General features: G+C 62.9%; 19 protein-coding genes. 10 read left to right on the top strand and 9 right to left on the bottom strand.

Annotation, left to right across the window (positions count from 1 at the left end; genetic code table 11):
- The first annotated feature begins 553 nt into the window (after nt 1–553).
- Both ACW4QM_RS10940 and ACW4QM_RS10935 read left to right on the top strand, forming a co-directional pair.
- On the top strand, nt 554–769 hold the full coding sequence (locus ACW4QM_RS10940; protein ID WP_222705437.1) for a helix-turn-helix transcriptional regulator: 216 nt from the start codon (nt 554–556) through the stop codon (nt 767–769).
- A gap of 66 nt (nt 770–835) precedes the next feature.
- Complete coding sequence (locus tag ACW4QM_RS10935) at nt 836–1,399, top strand: hypothetical protein (RefSeq protein ID WP_455798450.1); 564 nt, start codon at nt 836–838, stop codon at nt 1,397–1,399.
- Nucleotides 1,400–1,449: 50 nt separating this feature from the next.
- Here ACW4QM_RS10935 and ACW4QM_RS10930 read toward each other — a convergent pair whose 3' ends face one another.
- Nucleotides 1,450–3,540, bottom strand: coding sequence for a SulP family inorganic anion transporter (locus tag ACW4QM_RS10930; protein ID WP_455798449.1), 2,091 nt, complete (start codon nt 3,538–3,540; stop codon nt 1,450–1,452).
- A 207-nt stretch (nt 3,541–3,747) separates the two neighbouring features.
- Nucleotides 3,748–4,134: a C97 family peptidase gene (locus tag ACW4QM_RS10925; protein WP_157012873.1), complete on the bottom strand. Its 387-nt coding sequence runs from the start codon at nt 4,132–4,134 to the stop codon at nt 3,748–3,750.
- Nucleotides 4,135–4,297: 163 nt separating this feature from the next.
- Here ACW4QM_RS10925 and ACW4QM_RS10920 point away from each other — a divergent pair, with 163 nt between their 5' ends.
- Genes ACW4QM_RS10920 through ACW4QM_RS10905 form a run of 4 tightly spaced genes read left to right on the top strand, consistent with a single transcriptional unit; the run spans nt 4,298 to nt 7,704 of the window.
- Nucleotides 4,298–4,729, top strand: a complete 432-nt coding sequence (locus ACW4QM_RS10920) for an NAD-binding protein (RefSeq protein ID WP_022740587.1) — start codon at nt 4,298–4,300, stop codon at nt 4,727–4,729.
- A complete protein-coding gene (locus tag ACW4QM_RS10915; protein WP_157012872.1) occupies nt 4,726–5,307 on the top strand; it encodes a potassium channel family protein in 582 nt (193 codons plus the stop codon). The genes ACW4QM_RS10920 and ACW4QM_RS10915 overlap by 4 nt, the downstream gene beginning before the upstream one ends.
- A 5-nt stretch (nt 5,308–5,312) precedes the next feature.
- On the top strand, nt 5,313–6,848 hold the full coding sequence (locus ACW4QM_RS10910; protein WP_455798451.1) for a TrkH family potassium uptake protein: 1,536 nt from the start codon (nt 5,313–5,315) through the stop codon (nt 6,846–6,848).
- Nucleotides 6,838–7,704 carry a DUF4118 domain-containing protein gene (locus ACW4QM_RS10905; protein ID WP_455798448.1) on the top strand — a complete coding sequence of 289 codons (867 nt, stop codon included), beginning with the start codon at nt 6,838–6,840 and terminating at the stop codon, nt 7,702–7,704. The genes ACW4QM_RS10910 and ACW4QM_RS10905 overlap by 11 nt, the downstream gene beginning before the upstream one ends.
- A gap of 56 nt (nt 7,705–7,760) precedes the next feature.
- Here the strand turns inward: ACW4QM_RS10905 and ACW4QM_RS10900 are convergent, their stop codons facing one another.
- From ACW4QM_RS10900 to ACW4QM_RS10880, 5 genes are all read right to left on the bottom strand, one after another.
- Nucleotides 7,761–8,054: a ferritin family protein gene (locus ACW4QM_RS10900; protein WP_022740591.1), complete on the bottom strand. Its 294-nt coding sequence runs from the start codon at nt 8,052–8,054 to the stop codon at nt 7,761–7,763.
- A gap of 277 nt (nt 8,055–8,331) precedes the next feature.
- Complete coding sequence (locus ACW4QM_RS10895) at nt 8,332–8,808, bottom strand: YbaN family protein (protein ID WP_455798447.1); 477 nt, start codon at nt 8,806–8,808, stop codon at nt 8,332–8,334.
- A gap of 319 nt (nt 8,809–9,127) precedes the next feature.
- Nucleotides 9,128–9,856, bottom strand: a complete 729-nt coding sequence (nagB, locus tag ACW4QM_RS10890) for a glucosamine-6-phosphate deaminase (protein ID WP_022740593.1) — start codon at nt 9,854–9,856, stop codon at nt 9,128–9,130.
- 74 nt (nt 9,857–9,930) lie between these two features.
- Nucleotides 9,931–11,631: a SulP family inorganic anion transporter gene (locus ACW4QM_RS10885; protein ID WP_455798446.1), complete on the bottom strand. Its 1,701-nt coding sequence runs from the start codon at nt 11,629–11,631 to the stop codon at nt 9,931–9,933.
- A 203-nt stretch (nt 11,632–11,834) separates the two neighbouring features.
- Entirely contained in the window at nt 11,835–12,635 is an 801-nt protein-coding gene (locus tag ACW4QM_RS10880) for an SDR family NAD(P)-dependent oxidoreductase (protein WP_157012867.1), read from the bottom strand.
- Between the two features lie 312 nt (nt 12,636–12,947).
- Between ACW4QM_RS10880 and amrS the strand changes: the two genes are divergently transcribed.
- A complete protein-coding gene (amrS, locus tag ACW4QM_RS10875; RefSeq protein ID WP_302148458.1) occupies nt 12,948–13,850 on the top strand; it encodes an AmmeMemoRadiSam system radical SAM enzyme in 903 nt (300 codons plus the stop codon).
- Nucleotides 13,851–13,888: 38 nt separating this feature from the next.
- Here amrS and ACW4QM_RS10870 read toward each other — a convergent pair whose 3' ends face one another.
- Nucleotides 13,889–15,007 (bottom strand): AAA family ATPase, encoded by a 1,119-nt coding sequence (locus ACW4QM_RS10870; RefSeq protein ID WP_198161068.1) that lies wholly within the window; start codon nt 15,005–15,007, stop codon nt 13,889–13,891.
- 424 nt (nt 15,008–15,431) lie between these two features.
- Between ACW4QM_RS10870 and ACW4QM_RS10865 the strand changes: the two genes are divergently transcribed.
- Together ACW4QM_RS10865 and ACW4QM_RS10860 are read left to right on the top strand one after the other, a co-directional pair.
- The gene (locus ACW4QM_RS10865) at nt 15,432–15,881 is read left to right on the top strand and encodes a hypothetical protein (RefSeq protein ID WP_161128382.1); all 450 of its coding nucleotides are present in this window, start codon (nt 15,432–15,434) and stop codon (nt 15,879–15,881) included.
- 104 nt (nt 15,882–15,985) lie between these two features.
- Nucleotides 15,986–17,506, top strand: coding sequence for an ATP-binding protein (locus ACW4QM_RS10860; protein WP_161128381.1), 1,521 nt, complete (start codon nt 15,986–15,988; stop codon nt 17,504–17,506).
- A 202-nt stretch (nt 17,507–17,708) separates the two neighbouring features.
- Here the strand turns inward: ACW4QM_RS10860 and ACW4QM_RS10855 are convergent, their stop codons facing one another.
- Entirely contained in the window at nt 17,709–18,680 is a 972-nt protein-coding gene (locus ACW4QM_RS10855) for a hypothetical protein (RefSeq protein ID WP_157012863.1), read from the bottom strand.
- Nucleotides 18,681–18,805: 125 nt separating this feature from the next.
- Here ACW4QM_RS10855 and ACW4QM_RS10850 point away from each other — a divergent pair, with 125 nt between their 5' ends.
- The gene (locus ACW4QM_RS10850) at nt 18,806–19,261 is read left to right on the top strand and encodes a DUF6998 domain-containing protein (RefSeq protein WP_157012862.1); all 456 of its coding nucleotides are present in this window, start codon (nt 18,806–18,808) and stop codon (nt 19,259–19,261) included.
- Nucleotides 19,262–19,505 lie beyond the last annotated feature (244 nt).

The following is a 19,505-nucleotide window of genomic DNA, read 5'->3' as shown; positions in this document are numbered from 1 at the left end:
TGACGCACCTGGAGTCGCATCCCTTCCTGAGCCTGGCCAACCGCGTCAGCATCGGGGAGAGGTACGGCTATATGTCAATGGTGGTTTAACAGCGGGTCCGAGGTTGTCTGGGCAAGAATTTCGACTTGTTAGACTTCCGCCCAAACGATTGCAAGACTTTGCCTGATCGCCCCTTCCCGGAATATAGCGCGATCAGGCATTTCTTCAGTCGTCTTTTACGCAGCTCCCTCCGAGGCCGACGCGCGGCCGCAGGAAATGTCTAACAACTCGGAATTTTGTCCTGTGCAAAACACTCCCCTTGTCTCCAAGGGTTACCTCACTTCTTGACAACTCAGGAATGCAATATATAATTTGCAAATGGAAGATATATCTTGCATTACCCAAGAAGTACGAGAGGGATCCAAGAGAGCACCCATTCAAGCGCAACATGGTAGCCAGCGATCCCGACGGGATGGTCAGCGATCCCGACGGGATGATCAAGGCGCTCGGATCCGGAGACGCGCCGTTCAGTCGCAACATAGCAGTGAGCGTGCAGAAAGGAGCGGAACATTTCGTGAACGAAGAGAAAAACCTGCGGATGAGGGACGCACGCACGCGGCTCGGTCTTTCCCAAACCGACCTGGCCGAGCGCGTGGGCGCCACGCGGCAGACCATCGGACTCATCGAGGCGGGGCGCTACAACCCGAGCCTCAAACTCTGCACGGCCATCTGCAAAACGCTGGGCGTCACGTTGAACGACCTGTTCTGGGACGAGGACGCCACATCGTGAGCAGAGCTCGCGCCAAAGAAGAACACCCCCTGCAACGACACAACTTTGGAACGAGGAGGTTCCGTCATGAAAATCATCGATCGCTGGAACGAGTTCATGGGCCCGAAAGACGAGCGCCTGACAGCCGAGGCGAACCGTTGCGCCGCGGTAGGCTACACCATTCTCATCATCGGCTCGGCCCTGTGCCTGTACTACGGTATCATGCTGAACCAGGTGGCGGAGACGACCGGACACCCCCTGCTCACGCCGCTGGGGCAATCGGTCTTCCCGGTCGACACCGCCCTGCTCATCATCATTCTCGCCTCGGGCCTCATCTCCACCTACCTGCAGGTGCGCAGCGGCACCTTCGACACCCATACGCGCATCGCCCAATCGGATCGCATCCCCTGGGACTACGTGGCCCTGGTGTCGCTTCTGTGCGGCCTCGGGCTGGGCGTAACGACGACGGTCATGCGCATTCTCGCGGAAGTGCAGATCGTCGGCGTCGAGAACGTGACCTGGGGCGGAGACATCGCCATGGGCGTCGTCTATTTCACCTTGGCGTTCTTTTTGGCCTTCGGCCTGTTCGCCGCCACCTTCCACAGCGCCATCGACCGCCGTCGCCAGTTGGAGCAAGAGCTAGAGGAGTAATCGAAAACGTGCGCCCGGCAGCGCCCTTGCCGCGCGCTTAGGCGCAACGCTCACTGCGCCAGGGCGAACTCGCGGATGGTGCGGTCGATGGGCTCCATGAGGGCCACGGCCACCGCCTCGTCGCGGCAAATTCGCATGGCGCCGCCGCGGTAGTCGAGCACCACCTCGCCGGTCACCTCGTCCCACAAAAGCAGCTTCGAGAAGAAGTGCCCGTTTTCGTCGGCCTGCCCGCGCGCGGCCCCTTCCAAATAGTCGGCAGAGAACTGGAAGGCGCGGCGGGACTGCAGAAACGACAACTTGCCGCGAATGTCCTCCAGAAAGGGGGCGCCGTCGGAGTCCACGACGTCGCCGGCGTGGTTGCGCAAGCCGGCGATGGCCACCACGGGACGATCGCCGTCGATGATGGAGGCCTCGGCCGCCACTTTCCGCAACCGGCGCGGCGCCGGCGCATCGGCGAGCCAGGTGTCGGGGCGCTGGGGTTCCATACCGGCCGCGTACTCCTCGGCCAGCGAGTGCATGGCCGTGCGCACCGACGGGTAGAACTTGAAGTCCTGCATGAGTCGGCGCAGCTCGTAGCGGGTATAGTGGTCGCTCGTCTCCTTGATGGGCCGCACGAGCTTCACGTGCACGCCGCGCGCCATGAGGGAATCCAGCGTCTCGTCCAGCTTGTCGGCGGCGGTCGTGTCGATGGTGTCGAGCTTCGACAGCTTCAGGATGAGAGCCTCGTTGCCGGCAGCGGCGGCCTCTATCTCCTCCTGGGCCTTCGCGATGTTCATGAAGGACAAATCGCCCGAGAGCTTCGCGATGCCGAGCGCGTAGCCCACCTCGATGTCCTTCTTCGCCGGCAGATCGTCGGGCTTGTAGGGCACCGCGCCCAAAAGCTCAGGGCCGGAGGTGTCGATCTTCTCTCGGCCGGCGCGCAGGGCGAGCGCCAGAATGAAACCGCCCAGGATGCCCGCCACGGCGCCGAGCAGCACCACGAGGGCCGCCGAGGCGGCGAAGACCATGAACTCCCGGCGCGTCTTTAAGGCGTAGGTGGTGATCTTCCCGAAGTCGACAATGTCGAGCAGGGCCACCACGACGATGGCCGACAGGGCGCAGCGGGGCAGAAAGCCCATGAACGAGCCGGCGGCGAAGGCGACCACGGCCACAATGAGGGCCGAGAACACGCTGGCCACCTGGGAGAAGGAGCCCGAGGCGATGCCCGCAGCCGTGCGCGACATGGAGGCCGAGCACGGCGGGCAGCCGATGAGGCCCACCAGCGCGTTGGCCAGGCCGAAGGTGCGCATCTCGCCGTCGGGAGACGGCGCGGGCACATCGCCCGCCGAGAACGCCTCGACACACAGCAAAGATTCCAACGACACCACCACCGCGATGGCGAAGGCGGCCAGAAGCAGTGCCACGATGTCGAGCCCCTCGGGCAGCACGGTCGCGATATGGGGCAGCGTGCCCGATACCTGCGGAAGGAAGACGATGGGAAGCCCCGCCGCTGCCAGCCCGTTGCACACAAGCGCGGCCGCGACGAGCACCACGATGGCCGAGGGCACTTTCGGGAAGAAGCGCTTCAGGAGATACATGCCAGCGATGCAGAGAGCCGACACCACGGCGCAGGCCCACGAGGCGCCCGGCAGGCACGAGACAATGGCGACGACCTTCGACACGATGGCGCCGGAGGTGTCGGCCGTCGTGCCCAGAAGCAGCGGCACTTGGCCGATGACCACGGTGAGCGCGATGCCGAAGATGAACCCGTGCATGACCGGCAGCGGCATACGGCGGATCAGGCGACCGGCACCGGCCCAGCCGAGCAGCAGCAGGAACAGCGCCGTGAGAAGCGTGAGCAGGGGCATGGCGGAGACAATGGCGTCCTGGCCCTGGGCCGCAATGCCGGCGGCGGCGAGCATCGAGGCGGTCATGGCGGCCGCGGCCGAATCCATGCCGAAGACCACCCGCCGCGTGCCGGTGAGCAGCCCGAAGGCCAGCGGCGCCACGATGGAGGCCCACAGGCCATAGATGGCCGGCAGCCCCACCACCTCCGCATAGCCCATAGCAATGGGGATGGAAAGCGCGGCGATAACCAGGCCCGCGACGGCGTCCTTCGGCAGATCGGCCGCTCGATAGCCCTTCATGGCCTCAACGATCATCGCCCCTCCTCACTTTTTATCTTCTCGTCTCCCGTTTCCCGCTCAGCTCGCGTGCCTCGTCCGGCCGCCGTCCGTGGCCTTTTACCCCACACAGCCGTCCAACACCCGACGCCACCTCTCCGCCGACTTTCGGCAATCCTCGCATCATGGGGCGCCCGTCTTCCAGAAAGGCGAGATTGTACCAGATAAATGCCGAGATCGCAGCGCTTATTCCAACGGCTTGTCCCGACCAGGGACGTCCTGGATGGTGCGCAGGCCGTTTGACGGCGGCTCGCCGAGGGGGAACCAGTACTTCCACGCCTCGAAGGGATGGGCGCCCTCCACCCGGCCCACGTCCCTAAAGGCGTCCTTGGGGACGATGGTGTGCAGCTCGCGGCCGCTTTCCGTGAGCAGGTGGATGCCGCCGGCCGCCAGCGCCTCGTCGCAGAAGGTGAGGCAGTTGTAGGTGATGAGGTTGTAGGTGCCGGTATGCGCGCGGCGGTCCTCGGCGCAGGCCTGCACGGCGCGGAAGGTCGCCTCGTCGCACCACAGGGCGATGGCGCAGTTCACGTGCTCGTTCCACCAGTTCCCCGGCTGGCGCGGGCCGACCGCCATCCGTTACCGTTTCATAGGCTCTACCGCGACCTCGCCATTCGGGCGCCCTCCCAGTCCTCGGCCCCGTCACTGCTTGGTGACAGTTCGCCCTTCTCGCCTTCCGCCGCCGTTGCAATCATTAGCATTTTCCCGTGAAAAGACCTGCGCGAAGGAGGAATAAGCAGTGGCGAAGAGGGCCCGCATTATCGTGGTCGGATGCAGCCTGTTCGGGTGCGCCGTGGCCCAGGCGCTCTCGGCGGCCGGCCACGACGTCATCGTGGTGGACATGCAGGAGGACGCCCTGGACGGGCTGGGGCCCGATTTCGACGGCGAGACGCTCACCGGCGACGGCAAGAGCGCCCTGGTGCTGGAGGAGTGCGGCGTGCGCCGGGCCACCCACCTGGTGGCCGCCACGGGCGACGACGCCTCCAACCTGCTCATCGCCGAGCTGGCCAGCGAGATCTTCGGCGTGCCCCACGTGCTGCCCCTCGTGGACGACGACGCTTTGGCGGACATCCTCGACGACATGGGCATCGCCCCCATCTGCCCCCATCGCATCTGCGAGGACGAGTTCTTCCGCCTCACCGGGCTGACGCGGAAGGAGGCCGACCTATGAGGGTGGTGATCGTGGGCGGCCGCTCCCGGGCCGATTATCTGATGGGCGCCTTAGCTGAAACCGTCGACACCGTCGTGGCCATCAACGACGACCGCCGCTTCTGCGAGTACCTCTCCAGCCGCCATGACGGCACGGTGATCTGGGGCAACGGCATGAAGCTGGCCGTGCTCGAGGAGGCCGGCGTCGCCGGGTTCGACGCCATCGTGGCCCTCACCGGCCTCGACGCCGACAATTTGGCCATCTGCCAGGTGGCCAAGAAGTTCCTCGGCATCCGCATCCAGCTGTGCATCGTGTCCAACCCCGAGAACACGGCCATCTTCCGCCAGCTGGGTGTCACGGCCGCCATCAGCGCCACGGCCACCTTGGCCCAGGCCATTCGCGGGGCCCTGGAGCTTCCCGACCCCGCCGACGCGAAGGCCCGGGCCGCCACGGCGGCGGCCGCCGCTGCGGCCGAGGCCGGCAACGGCGAAGGGGACGGCGCCGACGGCACCGCCGACGACGAGGAAGACCCCGGTGCCCCCTCGCCCTTCCGCTCGATTCTGGGCTCGTGGCACCACTTGGGAAAAGAGCGCCGGTGACCGTCATGGGAAAGACGCGCGGCGACAACCTTGCGGCGGCCATCGCCCTGGGCGAGCCGGGCGGCGAGCGCTCCGGCCCCGGGCCCCTGCTCGCGCGCTATGTGGGCGTGGCCGTCATGTTCGTCGGCCTGGCGGGCTTGGCACCCCTGGCGGTGCTGCCGGCCTACCCCGACGAGGTGGCCCTCGCGCCGTGCTTCATCTTCCCCGGGATCGGCGCGGCCATGGCGGGCTACCTCGTGTACTTCGCCTCGCCCGACCCCGCCCCGGGCGCCCGCCTTACCCGCGGGCAGGCCGCCGCGTGCACGGTGCTGGTCTGGGTTCTCGCCATCGCCGTCTACGCGCTGCCCTACGTGGCCGCGGGGCTGCTCTCCCCCGTCCAGGCCGTCTTCGAGTCCACCAGCGGGCTGACCACCACGGGCTTAAGCGTGGTGGACGTGGACACCTGCCCGGCCATCTTCCTGTTCCACCGCAGCCTCACCTGCTACCTCGGCGGTGTGGGGCTCGTGCTCATCCTCACCTGCGTGGTAACCCAGACCGGCGGCCTGGGCGTGTACAACGCCGAGGGCCACACCGACCACTTGCTGCCGAGCGCCGCCAAGACCGCCCGCATGATCCTGCTCATCTACAACGGGCTCATCATCGCCGGCGCCGTGGCCTACTGGGCGGCCGGCATGACCCCCTTCGACGCCATCAACATCTCCATGTGCGCCGTGCCCACCGGCGGGTTCGCCACCCACGGCGAGAGCATCGCCTATTGGAACAGCCCGGTCATCGAGGCCATCACCATCGTGCTCATGGTGGCCGGCGGCACGAACTTCCTTCTGCTGTTCCTGCTGCTGCGCGGCAAGCTCAAGGCGTTCCTCACCCACATCGAGACACCGTTGTACTTCGGCACCATCGCCGTCATGGCCCTGGTGGTGGCCGGTTTCTTCCTAGGCCAGGGCGTCAGCGGCGACGGAGCCGAGGCGCTGCGGCAGGGCACGTTCCAGGTCGTGTCGATCCTGACCTCCACGGGGTTTCAGACCATCCCCTCCTTCGCCGATCTGGGGCCGGCGCTCCTGTTCCTGTTCGGCCTGCTCATGCTCGTCGGGGCCGAGGCGCGCTCCACCTCCGGCGGCATCAAGCTCTACCGCGTCGCCGTCGCCTCGCTGGGGCTCGGCCACGATTTGCACGAGCGCTACGGCAACAAGCGCCATGTGACGAGCATCAAGATCAACCGTTTCGGGAAGCGGTCGGTGCTCACCGAGGTGGACGTGGCCGAGGCCCAGACCTACGTGGTTCTGTACCTGCTGCTGTGCGCGGCCGGTGCGTTCGCGCTCATCCTCTGCGGGGCCACCCTGCAGGAGGCAGTGTTCGACTTCATCTCGTGCCTCGGCAGCACCGGCGTGGGCACGGGCTTCCTCGGTACGGAAAGCGGCCCCGCGCCGCTGCTGATCGGGAGCGCCGGGATGCTTCTGGGCCGTCTCGAGATCATCCCCCTGTTCATGGGGGTGGGCACCTTGGCGTCGATGATTCGGAAAGGAGTTCGCCATGGCCGCTAGCAGTCGCAGATTCCCGCCGAGAAGCTCCCTCTCGGCACGGCGCGTCCTGCGCAACCTGGTCGCCTTTGCCCTGCTCTACGGGGCCGGCCTGGCCGCCGTGTGGGGCTTCTCGCTCTTGGGGGTGAGCACGCTTGTGGCCTTCCCCGTCTTCGTGCTGGGCGTGCTCATCACCAGCCTGGAGACCGACTCGGGGCTGTGGGGCGCCGCGCTGGGAGTGGCCTACCTGCTCTCCTACGACTTCCTGTTCACCGCGCCCCTCTTCACGCTGAAGGTGCTCAGCCGCACCGACGTGGCGGCGCTCGCCATCTTCCTCGTCGTGTCGCTCATCATGGGCGTGATCACCCACCGCATGAGCCGCCAGGTGCAGGCGGCCGAGCGCACGGCCTGCGCGCTGGGGCGGCTGAATCGGCTGAGCGTCGGGCTGCTGGAGAGTTCCACCCCGCAGGCGGCCTGCAGCTTCGCCCAGGAGTTCCTGACCCGGGTGCTGAGGCGGCCGGTGACCATCACCTTGGGGGAGCCGCCGGCCGCGGGCAGCGCGGCGGCCCGCGCCTGCTACGAGCGGCGCGCGCCCACCGGCTACGGCGAGCCGGGCTGGCGGGATGCGACGGAGAAGTACCTGCCGCTCGGCATGAAGGGGCGCCTGTACGGGGTGGTGGCCATCGACTGCTCCTCGGGGGATGTGGATAGCGGCAGCCTCTCCCTCGTCAACGCCGTGGTAGCCCAGACCCTCGTGGCCGTGGAGCGCAACGAGCTGGCGGAAAGCGAGCCCGACGGTGCCGGCGTCCCAGCGGCCATATCGGCCCCGTCCAACGACAAGAGCGCTGCCGAACCGATACGTCCGGCAGCGCTCTCATAGACTGATCGCGATATCCCAAGGCCAATCGCGGCGGGCCGTTCTCGGCTCCAGGCGCGCTACTTGTCCAGCATCTCGCGCACTTCGCCGCGGCCCTCGTCGTGCAGGGCCTTCTCGTCGGGCGCCAGGCGCTCCAAAAGCTCCAGCAGCTCGCCCATATGCTCGCGCTCCTCGTCGCGGATGTCGGAGAGCACCTTCTTCGCATCCTCGTTATCCGTCGCCTGGACGTGGGCGTCGTACTCGTGGATAGCCTCAAGCTCCCCGATGATGTCCTGGCGAATAGCGTTGACGAGCTCCTCGTCAGTCAGCTTGCGCGGCACTTCCATCACGAACGGATTCGAAATTGTGGCCATGACGGTTCCTTTCTCGCAGCTTCTAAAAGGCTCGCGCCTGCAACGCCTGCGGTAGCACGGCGACAAGCGCGAAGGTCTGTGGGCCATCCTAGGCGATTGGGTTGGAGCCGCAGCCCAGGCCGCCTTGTTGCCATCGACCTGTAGACACTGCGACAAGAAGCGTTGGATTAGACGGCCAACGGCGCGCCCAGTCCAGGGCGTAGCGCTCCGCCGTCACCGACGTGCCGTTAGAATGCACGCTCGGATCGTCCATCACAAACGCGATCCTCATAGGGCCCTACTCCTCGGCCACCAGGGCGAGACCCTCGGCGGCGGGAGCGGCCGGGACAGTCTGGTCGCGCTTCGCCTCGGCGACGCGGGCTTTGCCGCGGGCACGGGCCTCTTCCACCGAAACCGTTTCGATGCGGGCGATGAAGTACCAGATCTCGAACACGGTTAGTCCGATGAGGATGGCCTTCAGCCACCACTGCGGCACCACCAGCGCGAGCATCGGCATGGCGGTCACGCCGGGGGCAGCGCACAGGATTTTGGCCCGCAGTGTGAGCGAGCGCGTTTCCATGAAGTTGGCGATGAAGCGCTTGTACATGCGGGTTCCCTCGAACCACGTGTTCAGACGCTCGGAGCTGCGCAGGAAGAAAAACGAGGTCAGCAGCAGAAACGGCGTTGTGGGGATAACGGGAATGATGACGCCTATGCCCCCTAGCCCCAAGAACAGCAGCCCCAACCCCGCATACAGATAGCGCTTGATCGTCATTGCATCTCCCGTTTCATCCACCGACCCGATGGGCCGTCATTTCGATAGCTCGCCGTCCCAAAGGCGCAGCGTGCACCACAGTAGAGACATCTTAGCGACCAGCGCCCGGCCGCCGCATCACCCGAATGAGCTATATATGGGAACGCAACAAGGCCCCCGCCAACCGCGACCATCCCATCTGCTGCGGTCGCCTTGCCTCGCAGGGGCCCGACGCGCGCTACGTGACGGCCAACGAAAAACGCCCCGCATCTTGCAGCGCGACAGAACAGCAACGTGCAAGAGCGGGGCGATCCGATCAGCCGAGAGCTGGGATCCGGCACTACTGGCAGAGGGCGCCGGCCTCCTTATCCACCACAACGGTGACGTTCGGATGGAACTGCAGGATGGAGGCGGGCACCTCGGGAGTGACCGGCCCGAAGAAGGCGCGACGAACGATATCGGCCTTGTCGGAGCCGTTGGCGACCACGAGGATCTCCTTGGCCGCCATGATGGTGCCGATGCCCATGGTGTACGCCTCACGGGGCACGTCGTCAATGGAATCGAACAGGCGGGAGTTGGCGTTGATGGTGCTCTCCGTCAGCTCGACGCAGTGCGTTTCCTTGGGGAACTCAGGCGCGGGCTCGTTGAAGCCGATGTGGCCGTTGTGGCCCAGGCCCAGAAGCTGCAGGCCCAAACCGCCGGCCTCGGCGATGCTCTGCTCGTAAGCGGCGCACGCGGCAGCAGCGTCGGGGCAGGCGCCGTCCGGCACATGGGTGCGAGCCGGGTCGATATCGACATGGGAGAACAGGTTGTGCTCCATGAAGTAACGGTAGCTCTGGTCGTGCTGCGGATCGAGGCCGCGGTACTCGTCCAAGTTGAAGCTGGTCACGTCCTTGAAGGACAGCGCGCCGGCCTCGTAGTCCTCAACCAGGCAGCGGTACAGGCCGATAGGGGTCGAGCCGGTGGCCAGACCCAGCACGCAATCGGGGTGTGAGGAAACATAACCGCTTATCACGCGCGCGGCAGTGCGCGACATGGCCTCGTAATCTTCGGTGACGATGAACTTCATGGGAAGCCTCTCTCTTGGAGCCGCTAGATAAATATGTGTGCTCATGCTAAACCATGCCTTCCCTGCAGCGAAGGTCAGCCGCGAGTTTTCATCAGGTTTTCAGCGTCTTCCTCCGCCGCAAGCAATTCGCGGGCGTGGGCGATGGCGTCATCGATGCAGCTGCGGAAATGCTCCTCCCCCACCAGATCGACGAAGCCGGCGCGGCGCATGGTCTTCATCGGCTGCTCGTTCACATGGGAGAAGATGAGGCTCACCCCGTTCGCGTTGCAGTAGTCGTAGAGGTTCTCCAGCGCGTTCATGCCCGTCGCGTCCAGGGAGGGCACGCCGCGCATGCGGATGATCAGGTAGCGCGTGAAGTCCTTCACCGAGATGTCGGCGATGCGCTCGGTCATGCCGAAGAACATCGGCCCGTTGATCTCGTACACGCGCACGCTCTTCGGCAACTCGCGCAAATGCGTGACCTCGGAGTTCTCGTCGCAGTAGTACTTCCAGCCCTTGACCTCGGTCTCCTCGCTTACCATCTTCATGAACAGCACCACGGTGATGAGCATGCCCACGCCGATGGCCACCACCAAATCGAACACGATGGTCAGTACGAAGGTGAGCACGAGCGTGGCCACAGCCCCCTTCGACGCCGTGCGGCACAGGTGCGCGAAGTTGCGCCAGCCCGACATGCCGTAGGCGACGTACAGCAGAATGGCGGCGATAGTGGGCATGGGGATGAGCGCCGCATAGGGCATGAGGAAGGCGAGCACGGCGATGAGCACGAGCGCGTGCACCATGCCCGAGATGGGCGTGCGGCCACCGGCCTTCACGTTGGCGGCGGTGCGCGCGATGGCGCCGGTGGCGGGAATGCCGCCGAAGAGCACCGAGGCGATGTTGCCGACGCCCTGGGCCACCAACTCCATGTTGGCGCGATGGTGACCGCTGATCATGGAGTCGGCCACCACGCAGGACAGCAGCGACTCGATGGCGGCCAGAATGGCGATGGTGACGCCGTTGGCGAACTGGTCGCGGAAGAGCTCCAGGCTGAGGTGGGGCATATGGAAGGTGGGCAGGGCGCTGTCGATGACGTAGAGGTCGCCAATGGTGCTGACATCAAGGCCGAGCCCGCTCACCAGCGCGATGCCCGCGAGCAGGGCCATAAGCGAGCTGGGCACCCGCTCGGTCACGCGCGGCCAGAGGAACAGCACGGCCAGGCAGACGACACCCACCAGGCACGCCTGCCCGTTCACTGTGGAGAAGTTGCCCGCAAGGGCAGCCAGCTTCTCCGTCGTTTCCACCGTGGCGGTACCCGGCGGATAGGTAAGGCCGAAAAAGTCCTTCAGCTGGCCGATGGTCAGCGTGACGGCGATGCCCGCGGTGAACCCGGTCGTGATAGTGAAGGGCACGAAGCGGATAAGGGCGCCCAACTTGAACAGACCCATGAAGATGAGCAGGATGCCCGCGATGATGGTGGCGGCGACGAGGCCTTCTATGCCATCGGTGGCCACGATGCCGGCAACGATGGTGGCGAAGGCCGCCGTGGGGCCGGATATCTGCACGCGGCTGCCGCCGAGGAACGCGATGAGGAACCCGGCAACAATGGCGGTGTAGAGGCCCTGCTCCGGCGACACCCCCGAGGCGATGCCCAACGCGATGGAAAGCGGCAGCGCCACCACCGCCACCACGATGCCCGCCACGATGTCCTTGGGAATCTGCTCCTTCAGCTCCTGTTTGCTGGAATGCTTGATGATGCTGAAAAGGATGGGCTTTAACTTATCGCGCTGCTGCATGGCGGGAAAACTCGGCTCCTTGGGTCGTCGCGGGCGGAAAGACACGAGGCCGCATTCTATCGCTGACCAAATCGCCCAGCAATAGAGAACCCGCGTTCGGCCGAAAGTCGCCCTTCGACGCATGAAAAACGGCCCCGCATGTTGGTGCGGGGCCGTCGGATGCTGAATACGCTCAGCAGCTCTGCTGCCGCTCGCTCGCCCTGCTACCAGGTACGGGAAGCCATGGCGCGGAACTGGGCCACCGTGGAGACGTGGGAGTTCAGGCCACCGTCCACCGTCACCACCTGACCGGTGAAGTACGAGCTCTCGTCGGAGGCCAGATAGACGCACATGGCGGCGATGTCTTCGGGCGTGCCGTAGCGAGCGACTTCGATGTTGTCCAAGAAGATGTCCTTCAGCGCCTGGGGCACCTTCGCCTCATTCTGCGGCGTGACGATGAGGCCGGGGCGCACGCAGTTGCAGCGGATGTTCTGCTTGCCGTACTGCAGCGCCGTGTACTGGGTCAGCATGTCGACGCCGGCCTTGGCGCAGGCATAGGCCGTCGAGCCCAGATCGCCGCCGCAGGAGGCCATGGAGCCGATGTTGATGATGGAGCCCGCGCCCTGCTCCTGCATGAAGGGCAGCACCGTCTTGGTGCAGTAGAACGTGGAGCGCACGTCACTCGCGAACACGGCGTCCCAGTCCTCCAGGGAGATCTCGTCCACACGCCCGTCCTTCAGCGCCATGCCGGCGGCGTTGTTCACCAACACGTCGATGGAGCCCCACTTCTCCTTGGTGTCGGCGAACAGCGCGTCCACGGTTTCGGGACGCGTGATGTCCAGCTTGTGGAACCAGGCGGTGCCGCCCACCTCGGCGATGGCGTCCACGACGGCCGCGCCGCGCTCCTCGTTGCGGCCGCACACCACCACGCGCGCGCCCTCGGCGCCGAACATCTTCGCGATGCCCGTGCCGATGCCGCTGGTGGAACCGGTGACGATGGCGACTTTGTCCTTCAAACGATCCATGGTTTCCCTCTTTCTACGCACTATGGCCAGCCAGCTTTGATGATTTTAGCAGTAATGGAATGCGACGGTACGTCCCGTCCGGCCCGCGCGCCCGATCTCCCTTGGCAATGGCGCGGAGATCGCGAAAGCCGGCTTGGCTCCAGACAAACTTCCGCCCCCCCCTACGCCGCAAGGAATCGAGAGGGATCGGCATCGGCATCGGCATCGGCATCGGTATCGGATTGGCGGCGCATGCGAGCCGCCAAAGCCAGCGGGGCGCCCTTGCGCTACTATGGCAGCAAGACGGCCGAAGCAGACGAGAAAAGAGGCGTCGTGGAAGATACCGAAGGCAGAGTCGCAGCGCAGGATTTTTCAGGGGAAGAGGCCTGCGGCCTTGGCGCAGATCGCGCCGTGTGCCCGATCTGCCCGCATGCCTGCGCCCTGGTCGAGGGGCAAACGGGGCTCTGCCGTGCGCGCGTCGCCGAGGGTGGAGAGGTGGTGGACGCCAACTACGGGCGCATCACGTCACTGGCACTGGATCCCATCGAGAAGAAGCCGCTGGCCCGCTTTCGCCCTGGAAGCAAGGTGCTCTCCGTAGGTTCCTACGGCTGCAACCTGCGCTGCCCGTTCTGCCAGAACGCTTCCATCGCCTGCGCCGGCGAGCGCGACGTGCCCTGGCGCGAAATCGCACCGGCCGAGTTGGTGGATGCGGCCGCATCGCTTGTGACCGAAGGCAACATCGGGCTCGCCTTCACCTACAACGAGCCGCTCGTGGGCCTCGAGTTCGTCCGCGACACCGCGCGCCTCGCCCACGAGCGTGGCCTGGTCAACGTGCTGGTATCCAACGGCTACGTGAACGACGGCCCGCTGCACGAGGTGGCACCGTTCATCGATGCCGCGAACATCGACCTGAAGGGCTTCACCCAGAGCTTCTACGACCTCGTCGGCGGTGACTTGGCAACTGTGAAGCACACCATAGAAGTGCTGGCTGCCACACCCAGCTGTCACCTGGAAGTAACGACGCTCGTCATCCCCGGCCTGAACGACAGCGACCAGGAAATCGCCGAGGCCGCCCAATGGCTCGCCTCGCTGGATCCGTCGACCCCCTACCACCTGACCCGCTTCTTCCCCTGCCACCGCCTTACCGACCGCCCCGCCACCCCACCCGAAACCGTACACCACCTGGCCAACGTAGCGAGGCGCTATTTGAAGCACGTCTACGTAGGAAATTGCTAACGATCAAAACTTAAGGGCCGCGCCACTAAAAGCACCGACTACCCCTGTCGCCGCTCGACATACTCCTTGAAGCCGGGCAATGCGAAGTAGAAGTCGCCATCGAGAGTTTCGCCAATAACGCCGCTTTGCACGAGCCGCTTCTTGTAGGTGGAAATATGCCCCGAGGGCTTACCCAGCCGTTCCATCAGATCGATGCGGCGGCTTGTTTTCCCATCTTGAGCCATTGCCGCAAGAAATGCCCTGTCCGCTCGGGAGAGTTCCGCATAGGTGACATCGAAGATGCGATCCTCTAACTCGCGCTGAGCCCTCTGCGCACCGGCACGGACATCGTCAACGCTCAGGAAGGCGTCATCGGGATGCATTCGCCACGCCCGGTAGCCCAGAAGCTGCAGCATGAAGGGAAACCCGTCGATGGCTTCAACGGCTTCGCCCAAGGCCTCTTCGTTGATGAGCCTACCGCCCTCTTCCACGGTCAGACGGAAAGCCTCCTCAACTTCATAGGAGGCCAACGGGCCCAACTCGAACCGCTGAGCCCGGCGCAAAAACGACGTGTTCTTTCCGCTCAGAAGCGAGCTTATATGGAAGGGAAGCCCCGCCATGACAAGAGCGACCTTACGATTCTCGCGCACGAAATGCTGGTACGTTGAAACCAGGTGGCTCATCTCGTCGAGAGACACGTCCACTTCGTCAACGGTTATCAGCAGGCCAATATCCGCTTCGCCGAGACGCTCCAAAAGGTTGTTCATGCGGGTGCGCCAATTCGCTTTCGTGTTGCTTTTCGCGTCCCAAGTCGCTCCTCCTATACCCGCTATGTTCACGCCCGTGAGACGTTTTTCGGACGAGGCCGCAATGAGGTGCGAAGCCGACTCCTCGGTGCGCTGGACAATATCTTCGAGCATACCCGAAGTTGCCGAAACGTTGGCCACTACCCATCCGAGCCGAGACGCCTCGTTGCCGAGATAGGTAAGGAGCGCCGTTTTGCCACATCCGCGCGGACCAACAAATAATGCGCAGAGATTCATCGTCTGCTCTTCGAAGGCACTCAAGATATCCGAGAGCACCTGTTCGCGACCAGCGAAATAAGCGGGCACTTTTCCGAATTCCGGCGTAAATGGGTTGAAGGTCTCCTGCTGCACCTTCGCAATCTTGTCTGCCACGGAAACCTCCTGCCATCTGCCCGCCGCAACAGTAAGATCGTAGCATCCTTGATCTCTTTTAGCAATCTTGATCTCTTTTAGCGTCCTTGATTTGTTTTAGCGATCTTGAGCGCCTTTAGCACGCGCAGATAGCCGATGCTCCACTCGCTTCTCTTCGAGTTTTCGCGAGCCCATAGTAGCTACTCGCTCCCCACGCCGCTAGCAACGGGAATTAACATCGCAGGCCAGCGCGGAAAACGAGTATACCAATACCCGGCCTTCCCTCTTGCGCGGTTGACCCTTCTGCTGCTAGACTGCACTTCCGTCAGCGAGAGCGCTGGCGCATTTTATCCAGAGTCGGGGTAGAGAGTTGGCTCGACGATCCCGGCACCAACCGGCCGCGCGGCACGGTGGTCCCGCCAACATCGATGAAAGGAGTCCTGCCATGGACAACGTCTCTGTGCGCGATGCGCGCGAATTCCTTAACCTGAGCGTCGAGCGGCCGAGGATGCACCTCCTCGATGAGCCCACGGGCTACATTTCGGCCATGGGGAAGGCCAACTTGGGCCACCAGATGCGCTACAGCGTGGAACGTCTGGAAGCCGAACTGGCCGGCAACGGCGAGCCGCGGGTGCTCCAGCTGGCCTGCGAAGGCGACGAGCGCGAGCCCCAGTCGTGGACGCTTTACGCCGACGGTCTCAAGTGTGCCCATGGAACCAGCGAGTTCGCTCGCACGTGCTTCTGCGAAGCAGCCGACGCGTTCATGGACGTCTGCCGTGAAGCCGTGCGCGCCGCCGCCCTCCCCTCCCGCAGCGCGCATGACTACGACCTGCTGCGCACCGCCCGAAGGATAGCAGCGGTGGAAGCGGGCGCCTCTCGTCCAGCAAATCGATAACGACCGATAACGACCGATAACGACCGATAACGACCGATAACGACCGATAACGACCGATAACGACCGATAATGCCATCGAAACTTTAACTAAGAGATGAGGCAACATGAAAGATGGCACCGTGATGACATTGCGCGAGAATGGTCAGCTGGAAGCAAAACGCGCCAAAGGCGGTGTGCCCGAGAGCATCTGGGAAACCTATTCCGCTTTCGCGAACACCAACGGCGGGCTGATCATCCTCGGCGCAGAAGAAGGCCCAAAAGGAGAGGTAGAGTACGTCGGAGTCCCGAACCCTAAACAGCTCGTTAAGAAATTCTGGGACGGAGTGCACAATCCCTCGAAAGTCAGCGCCAACATTCTCACAGATGATTCGATCACCATTGAGACAATTAACGACTGCGACATTATCCGCATTCAAGTTCCTCGCGCCAACCGTCATTTGAGACCTATCTACATCTGCGGCAATCGGGAAAAGGGAACCTACCGTCGAGATGGCGAGGGAGATTATCGCTGCTCATCCGAAGAAATCGTTGCCATGATTCGCGATGCGAGCAACGAGCCGCTCGACGACACCGTGCTTGAAGAGTTCCCGTTAGATGCTCTTTCGTGGGACACGGTAAGCCGATATCGAGCCGTGGTGTCAGCTGCCCGACCGAATCATCCGTGGCTCAAGCTCGATGATGAGGGGTTCCTCGTGAAGCTGAATGCCATTGGACGAACAAATGGAGAGGGAGAATTTCATCCAACACGTGCCGGTCTTCTCATGTTCGGTTTCGAGTACGAAATCGCAAAGGAATATGCGAACTACTTCCTAGACTATCGCGAAGCAGATCAAGAACGCCGATGGGCAGACCGCATCACATCGCAAGACGGAACATGGACGGGAAACCTTTTCGATTTTTGGACGGAAGCGCTACCGCGACTGACAAGCGGCCTTAAGAAGCCGTTTGCGCTCGACAACAATCTCCAGCGCATCGAAGACACCGAAATGCACGCCGCAATAAGAGAGGCACTCGCGAACGCACTCGTTCATTCGGACTACTATGGAAGAAGAGGCATCGTCGCTCTGAGATATTCTGACCGAATCGAAATAGCCAATCCCGGCAATTCGCGCGTAGCGCTCGATGTGGTGAGAGCGGGCGGAATTTCTGATGCGCGCAATCCGACTCTGATGCGAATGTTCGGGCTTATCAGTGCTTGTGAGCGAATGGGAAGCGGATTCGATGTAATGAGCAACGCTGCGAAAGCGGCAAGCGCTCCCCCGCCCGAAATCGAGGAGCTTTTCAACCCAGACCGCGTAATGGTAAAAGTCTACACAGGGAAGCTGTCTGCGTTCTATCTTGACACCGACGCACCCAGCAATAGCTCTCCCTCCGAGACAAACCACACGCCGGCTTCTTCCAGCTCTGCCCAGCCATCCGTGCCCGCTCCACAACTTGCCCTCTCCCACGATCTCGCAAAAATCGTAGAAGTCGCCCAAGAAAAGGGAAGTTTCACACGTAGAGATGTTGAATCCGCATTGAACTGCGGGGCGACCAAGGCCAAGGGACTCATCGCCGAATTGCTGGGCATGGGCATTATCGCGTCCGAAGGCTCGGCGCGCGGAACAAGATACCGCTTGCGCTAGAACAAGGGGCGGTCCGGCCGCCCCTGCAACTCGACGCGGTCGAATTTGGCTAGGATCTCACTGGCCTCTGCGAGCTGCTTGCAGGAAATGATGCCTATGACCGTGCTTCAGCATCGCGGGCGGCCTCACGGGGAGGCGCCCGAAGCTTTCAATCTGCGACGGAAATGGGTAGAAGCAATGAAGCGTCACGCCAACAGCAAAGCTACCTCTGCTGTACCTGCTTCCTCACCGAGGAAGAGATGCGACGTCCCCTAGTGCGGGCAGCGCCCATGACGGCGGAAACGCCACCGAAATCGAGGCCAGTGATGATTTTGACAACCTGCAAGAAAACCATCAGCACAATAAGCGGTATAAGGCAGGAGGTCACAACCATCACGGCCACCGTGTCTATCATGTTGTTCAGCTGTTGCCCCAGATTGTCCAACGCGTCTTGAACGCCCTGCGTTATCGCGGTGAACCCATCTTGCATCGCGTCAGCGATTCCCTCCAGGAGGCCTTTATCCTCTTGCGTGTCCTCTTGGACGCTTTCTTCGAGTTCCTGAGTCGCTTGTTGCGCTGCCGCATTAGAAGCGGCGATGGATTCATCGAAGGTCTTGTCGATGTTGTCCGTGAGCCAAACACTCGCTGGCACCACCAGCGCCAGCGCCAAACCGAACGCCGTGAGCTTCGTGCCCAGTCGCTGAAGGTTCACTTTTGTCAAAGTGCCTCGTCTCAAGAAAACGGCTATGGCAAAAAGCACGCATGCCATCGGTATCAGTATCCCGAACGCCAGGAACCCAAAGGTCGTCAAAAGGAACTTCTCGAGGTAGATCACCGAAAGGATAACCACGAAATAAGAAGCGAAATCGGCAAGCTTGTTAGCAATTGCGGAGCCAGTATCATCGGGGAGCACAGAAATGGCAGCCGAAGCTGCCGTGGTAGTAGCCGCCAGCCCCATAACGTTGAGCTTCTTTTCATCCAGCGTCTCGTACATGCCCGAATACGTCGATGGCGATGAGGCGATGTTGGCCAGCAGCAGAAGGGAGATCAAAGCGGCCACCACCAAAACGCCCGCATTGATCACTTTGCTCTTAAGCGGTCGCTCCTCCAAATCCCGCTCTTCCCCTAGCTCCACGCGTTCGAAAACCAATTCGCTGGCGCCGTTTTCATCGATCGGCCGAATACCGTCATCCATTGCTATCCTTCCTCTATACTTGGCCTGTTCAGTATAGACAGCATTGCAAGCATCGACTTCGCTGGTCGGACGATTGGCCATTAGACGGAGCGCAAACGATAACCACGAAACTTGCAGGAGAACAAATGCCCGAAGACGAGAAGCTGAGCGAAACTATCCGCGAGCTGTACGCCATCGTCAACCAGCTCGAACGCGATTACAACAAGCATGATCGTCGCTTCACGCTCGACGGGCACCTCCTCGGAAGCATCGGTGAAGTTTACGCGGCTGAGCGCTATGGCATCGAACTAGCGAAATCATCGTCCGAGCGCCACGACGGCACCACTACGGATGAGCGCAAGCGGGACGTTCAAATTAAGGTAACCCAAAGACGCTCTATCGGGCTCAGCTCAGAGCCCGCGTACCTGCTCGTCCTGAAAATCGACGAAAACGGCTCGTTCAAAGAAGTGTTCAATGGCCCCGGCAATATTGTCTGGGAGCTAGTCAAAAACAAGAGACCTCCAAAGAACGGCCAGTATCAGATCTCGCTGAGCAAGCTACGCACGTTGAACGACAATATCGCCCCCGATGACAGGATCTGAACCTGCCGGACAAGAAGCGCAGGCATCAACTCATTAGCATGGTCTGGCGACAGTATTCCCGTTTCTGCTAAGCCTTCGCAGAAATGATGCCTATGACCGTGCTTCGGCATCGCGGGCGGCCTCGCGGGAAGGCGCCCGAAGCTTTTGCCTCCTGCGCGCTTGTCCGATGATGATTCCGCGCGTCGCCGATACTCATTCCACGCGTTGCCGATAGCCTAAGGCTCTTTCCTCCTCCACTTCCTTT

This window comes from Adlercreutzia sp. CNCM I-6207 (assembly GCF_977072305.1).
The sequence above is the reverse complement of the archived record's forward strand: the minus strand, read 5'-3'. Positions and strand labels throughout refer to the sequence as shown.

Excerpts from the sequence above, each read along its gene's own strand:
- ACW4QM_RS10935 (WP_455798450.1), top strand. The coding sequence starts at position 836 with ATGAAAATCATCGATCGCTGGAACGAGTTCATGGGCCCGAAAGACGAG.
- ACW4QM_RS10930 (WP_455798449.1), bottom strand. The coding sequence starts at position 3,540 with ATGATCGTTGAGGCCATGAAGGGCTATCGAGCGGCCGATCTGCCGAAG.
- ACW4QM_RS10925 (WP_157012873.1), bottom strand. The coding sequence starts at position 4,134 with ATGGCGGTCGGCCCGCGCCAGCCGGGGAACTGGTGGAACGAGCACGTG.
- ACW4QM_RS10915 (WP_157012872.1), top strand. The coding sequence starts at position 4,726 with ATGAGGGTGGTGATCGTGGGCGGCCGCTCCCGGGCCGATTATCTGATG.
- ACW4QM_RS10910 (WP_455798451.1), top strand. The coding sequence starts at position 5,313 with ATGGGAAAGACGCGCGGCGACAACCTTGCGGCGGCCATCGCCCTGGGC.
- ACW4QM_RS10905 (WP_455798448.1), top strand. The coding sequence starts at position 6,838 with ATGGCCGCTAGCAGTCGCAGATTCCCGCCGAGAAGCTCCCTCTCGGCA.
- ACW4QM_RS10900 (WP_022740591.1), bottom strand. The coding sequence starts at position 8,054 with ATGGCCACAATTTCGAATCCGTTCGTGATGGAAGTGCCGCGCAAGCTG.
- ACW4QM_RS10895 (WP_455798447.1), bottom strand. The coding sequence starts at position 8,808 with ATGACGATCAAGCGCTATCTGTATGCGGGGTTGGGGCTGCTGTTCTTG.
- nagB (WP_022740593.1), bottom strand. The coding sequence starts at position 9,856 with ATGAAGTTCATCGTCACCGAAGATTACGAGGCCATGTCGCGCACTGCC.
- ACW4QM_RS10885 (WP_455798446.1), bottom strand. The coding sequence starts at position 11,631 with ATGCAGCAGCGCGATAAGTTAAAGCCCATCCTTTTCAGCATCATCAAG.
- ACW4QM_RS10880 (WP_157012867.1), bottom strand. The coding sequence starts at position 12,635 with ATGGATCGTTTGAAGGACAAAGTCGCCATCGTCACCGGTTCCACCAGC.
- ACW4QM_RS10865 (WP_161128382.1), top strand. The coding sequence starts at position 15,432 with ATGGACAACGTCTCTGTGCGCGATGCGCGCGAATTCCTTAACCTGAGC.
- ACW4QM_RS10860 (WP_161128381.1), top strand. The coding sequence starts at position 15,986 with ATGAAAGATGGCACCGTGATGACATTGCGCGAGAATGGTCAGCTGGAA.
- ACW4QM_RS10855 (WP_157012863.1), bottom strand. The coding sequence starts at position 18,680 with ATGGATGACGGTATTCGGCCGATCGATGAAAACGGCGCCAGCGAATTG.
- ACW4QM_RS10850 (WP_157012862.1), top strand. The coding sequence starts at position 18,806 with ATGCCCGAAGACGAGAAGCTGAGCGAAACTATCCGCGAGCTGTACGCC.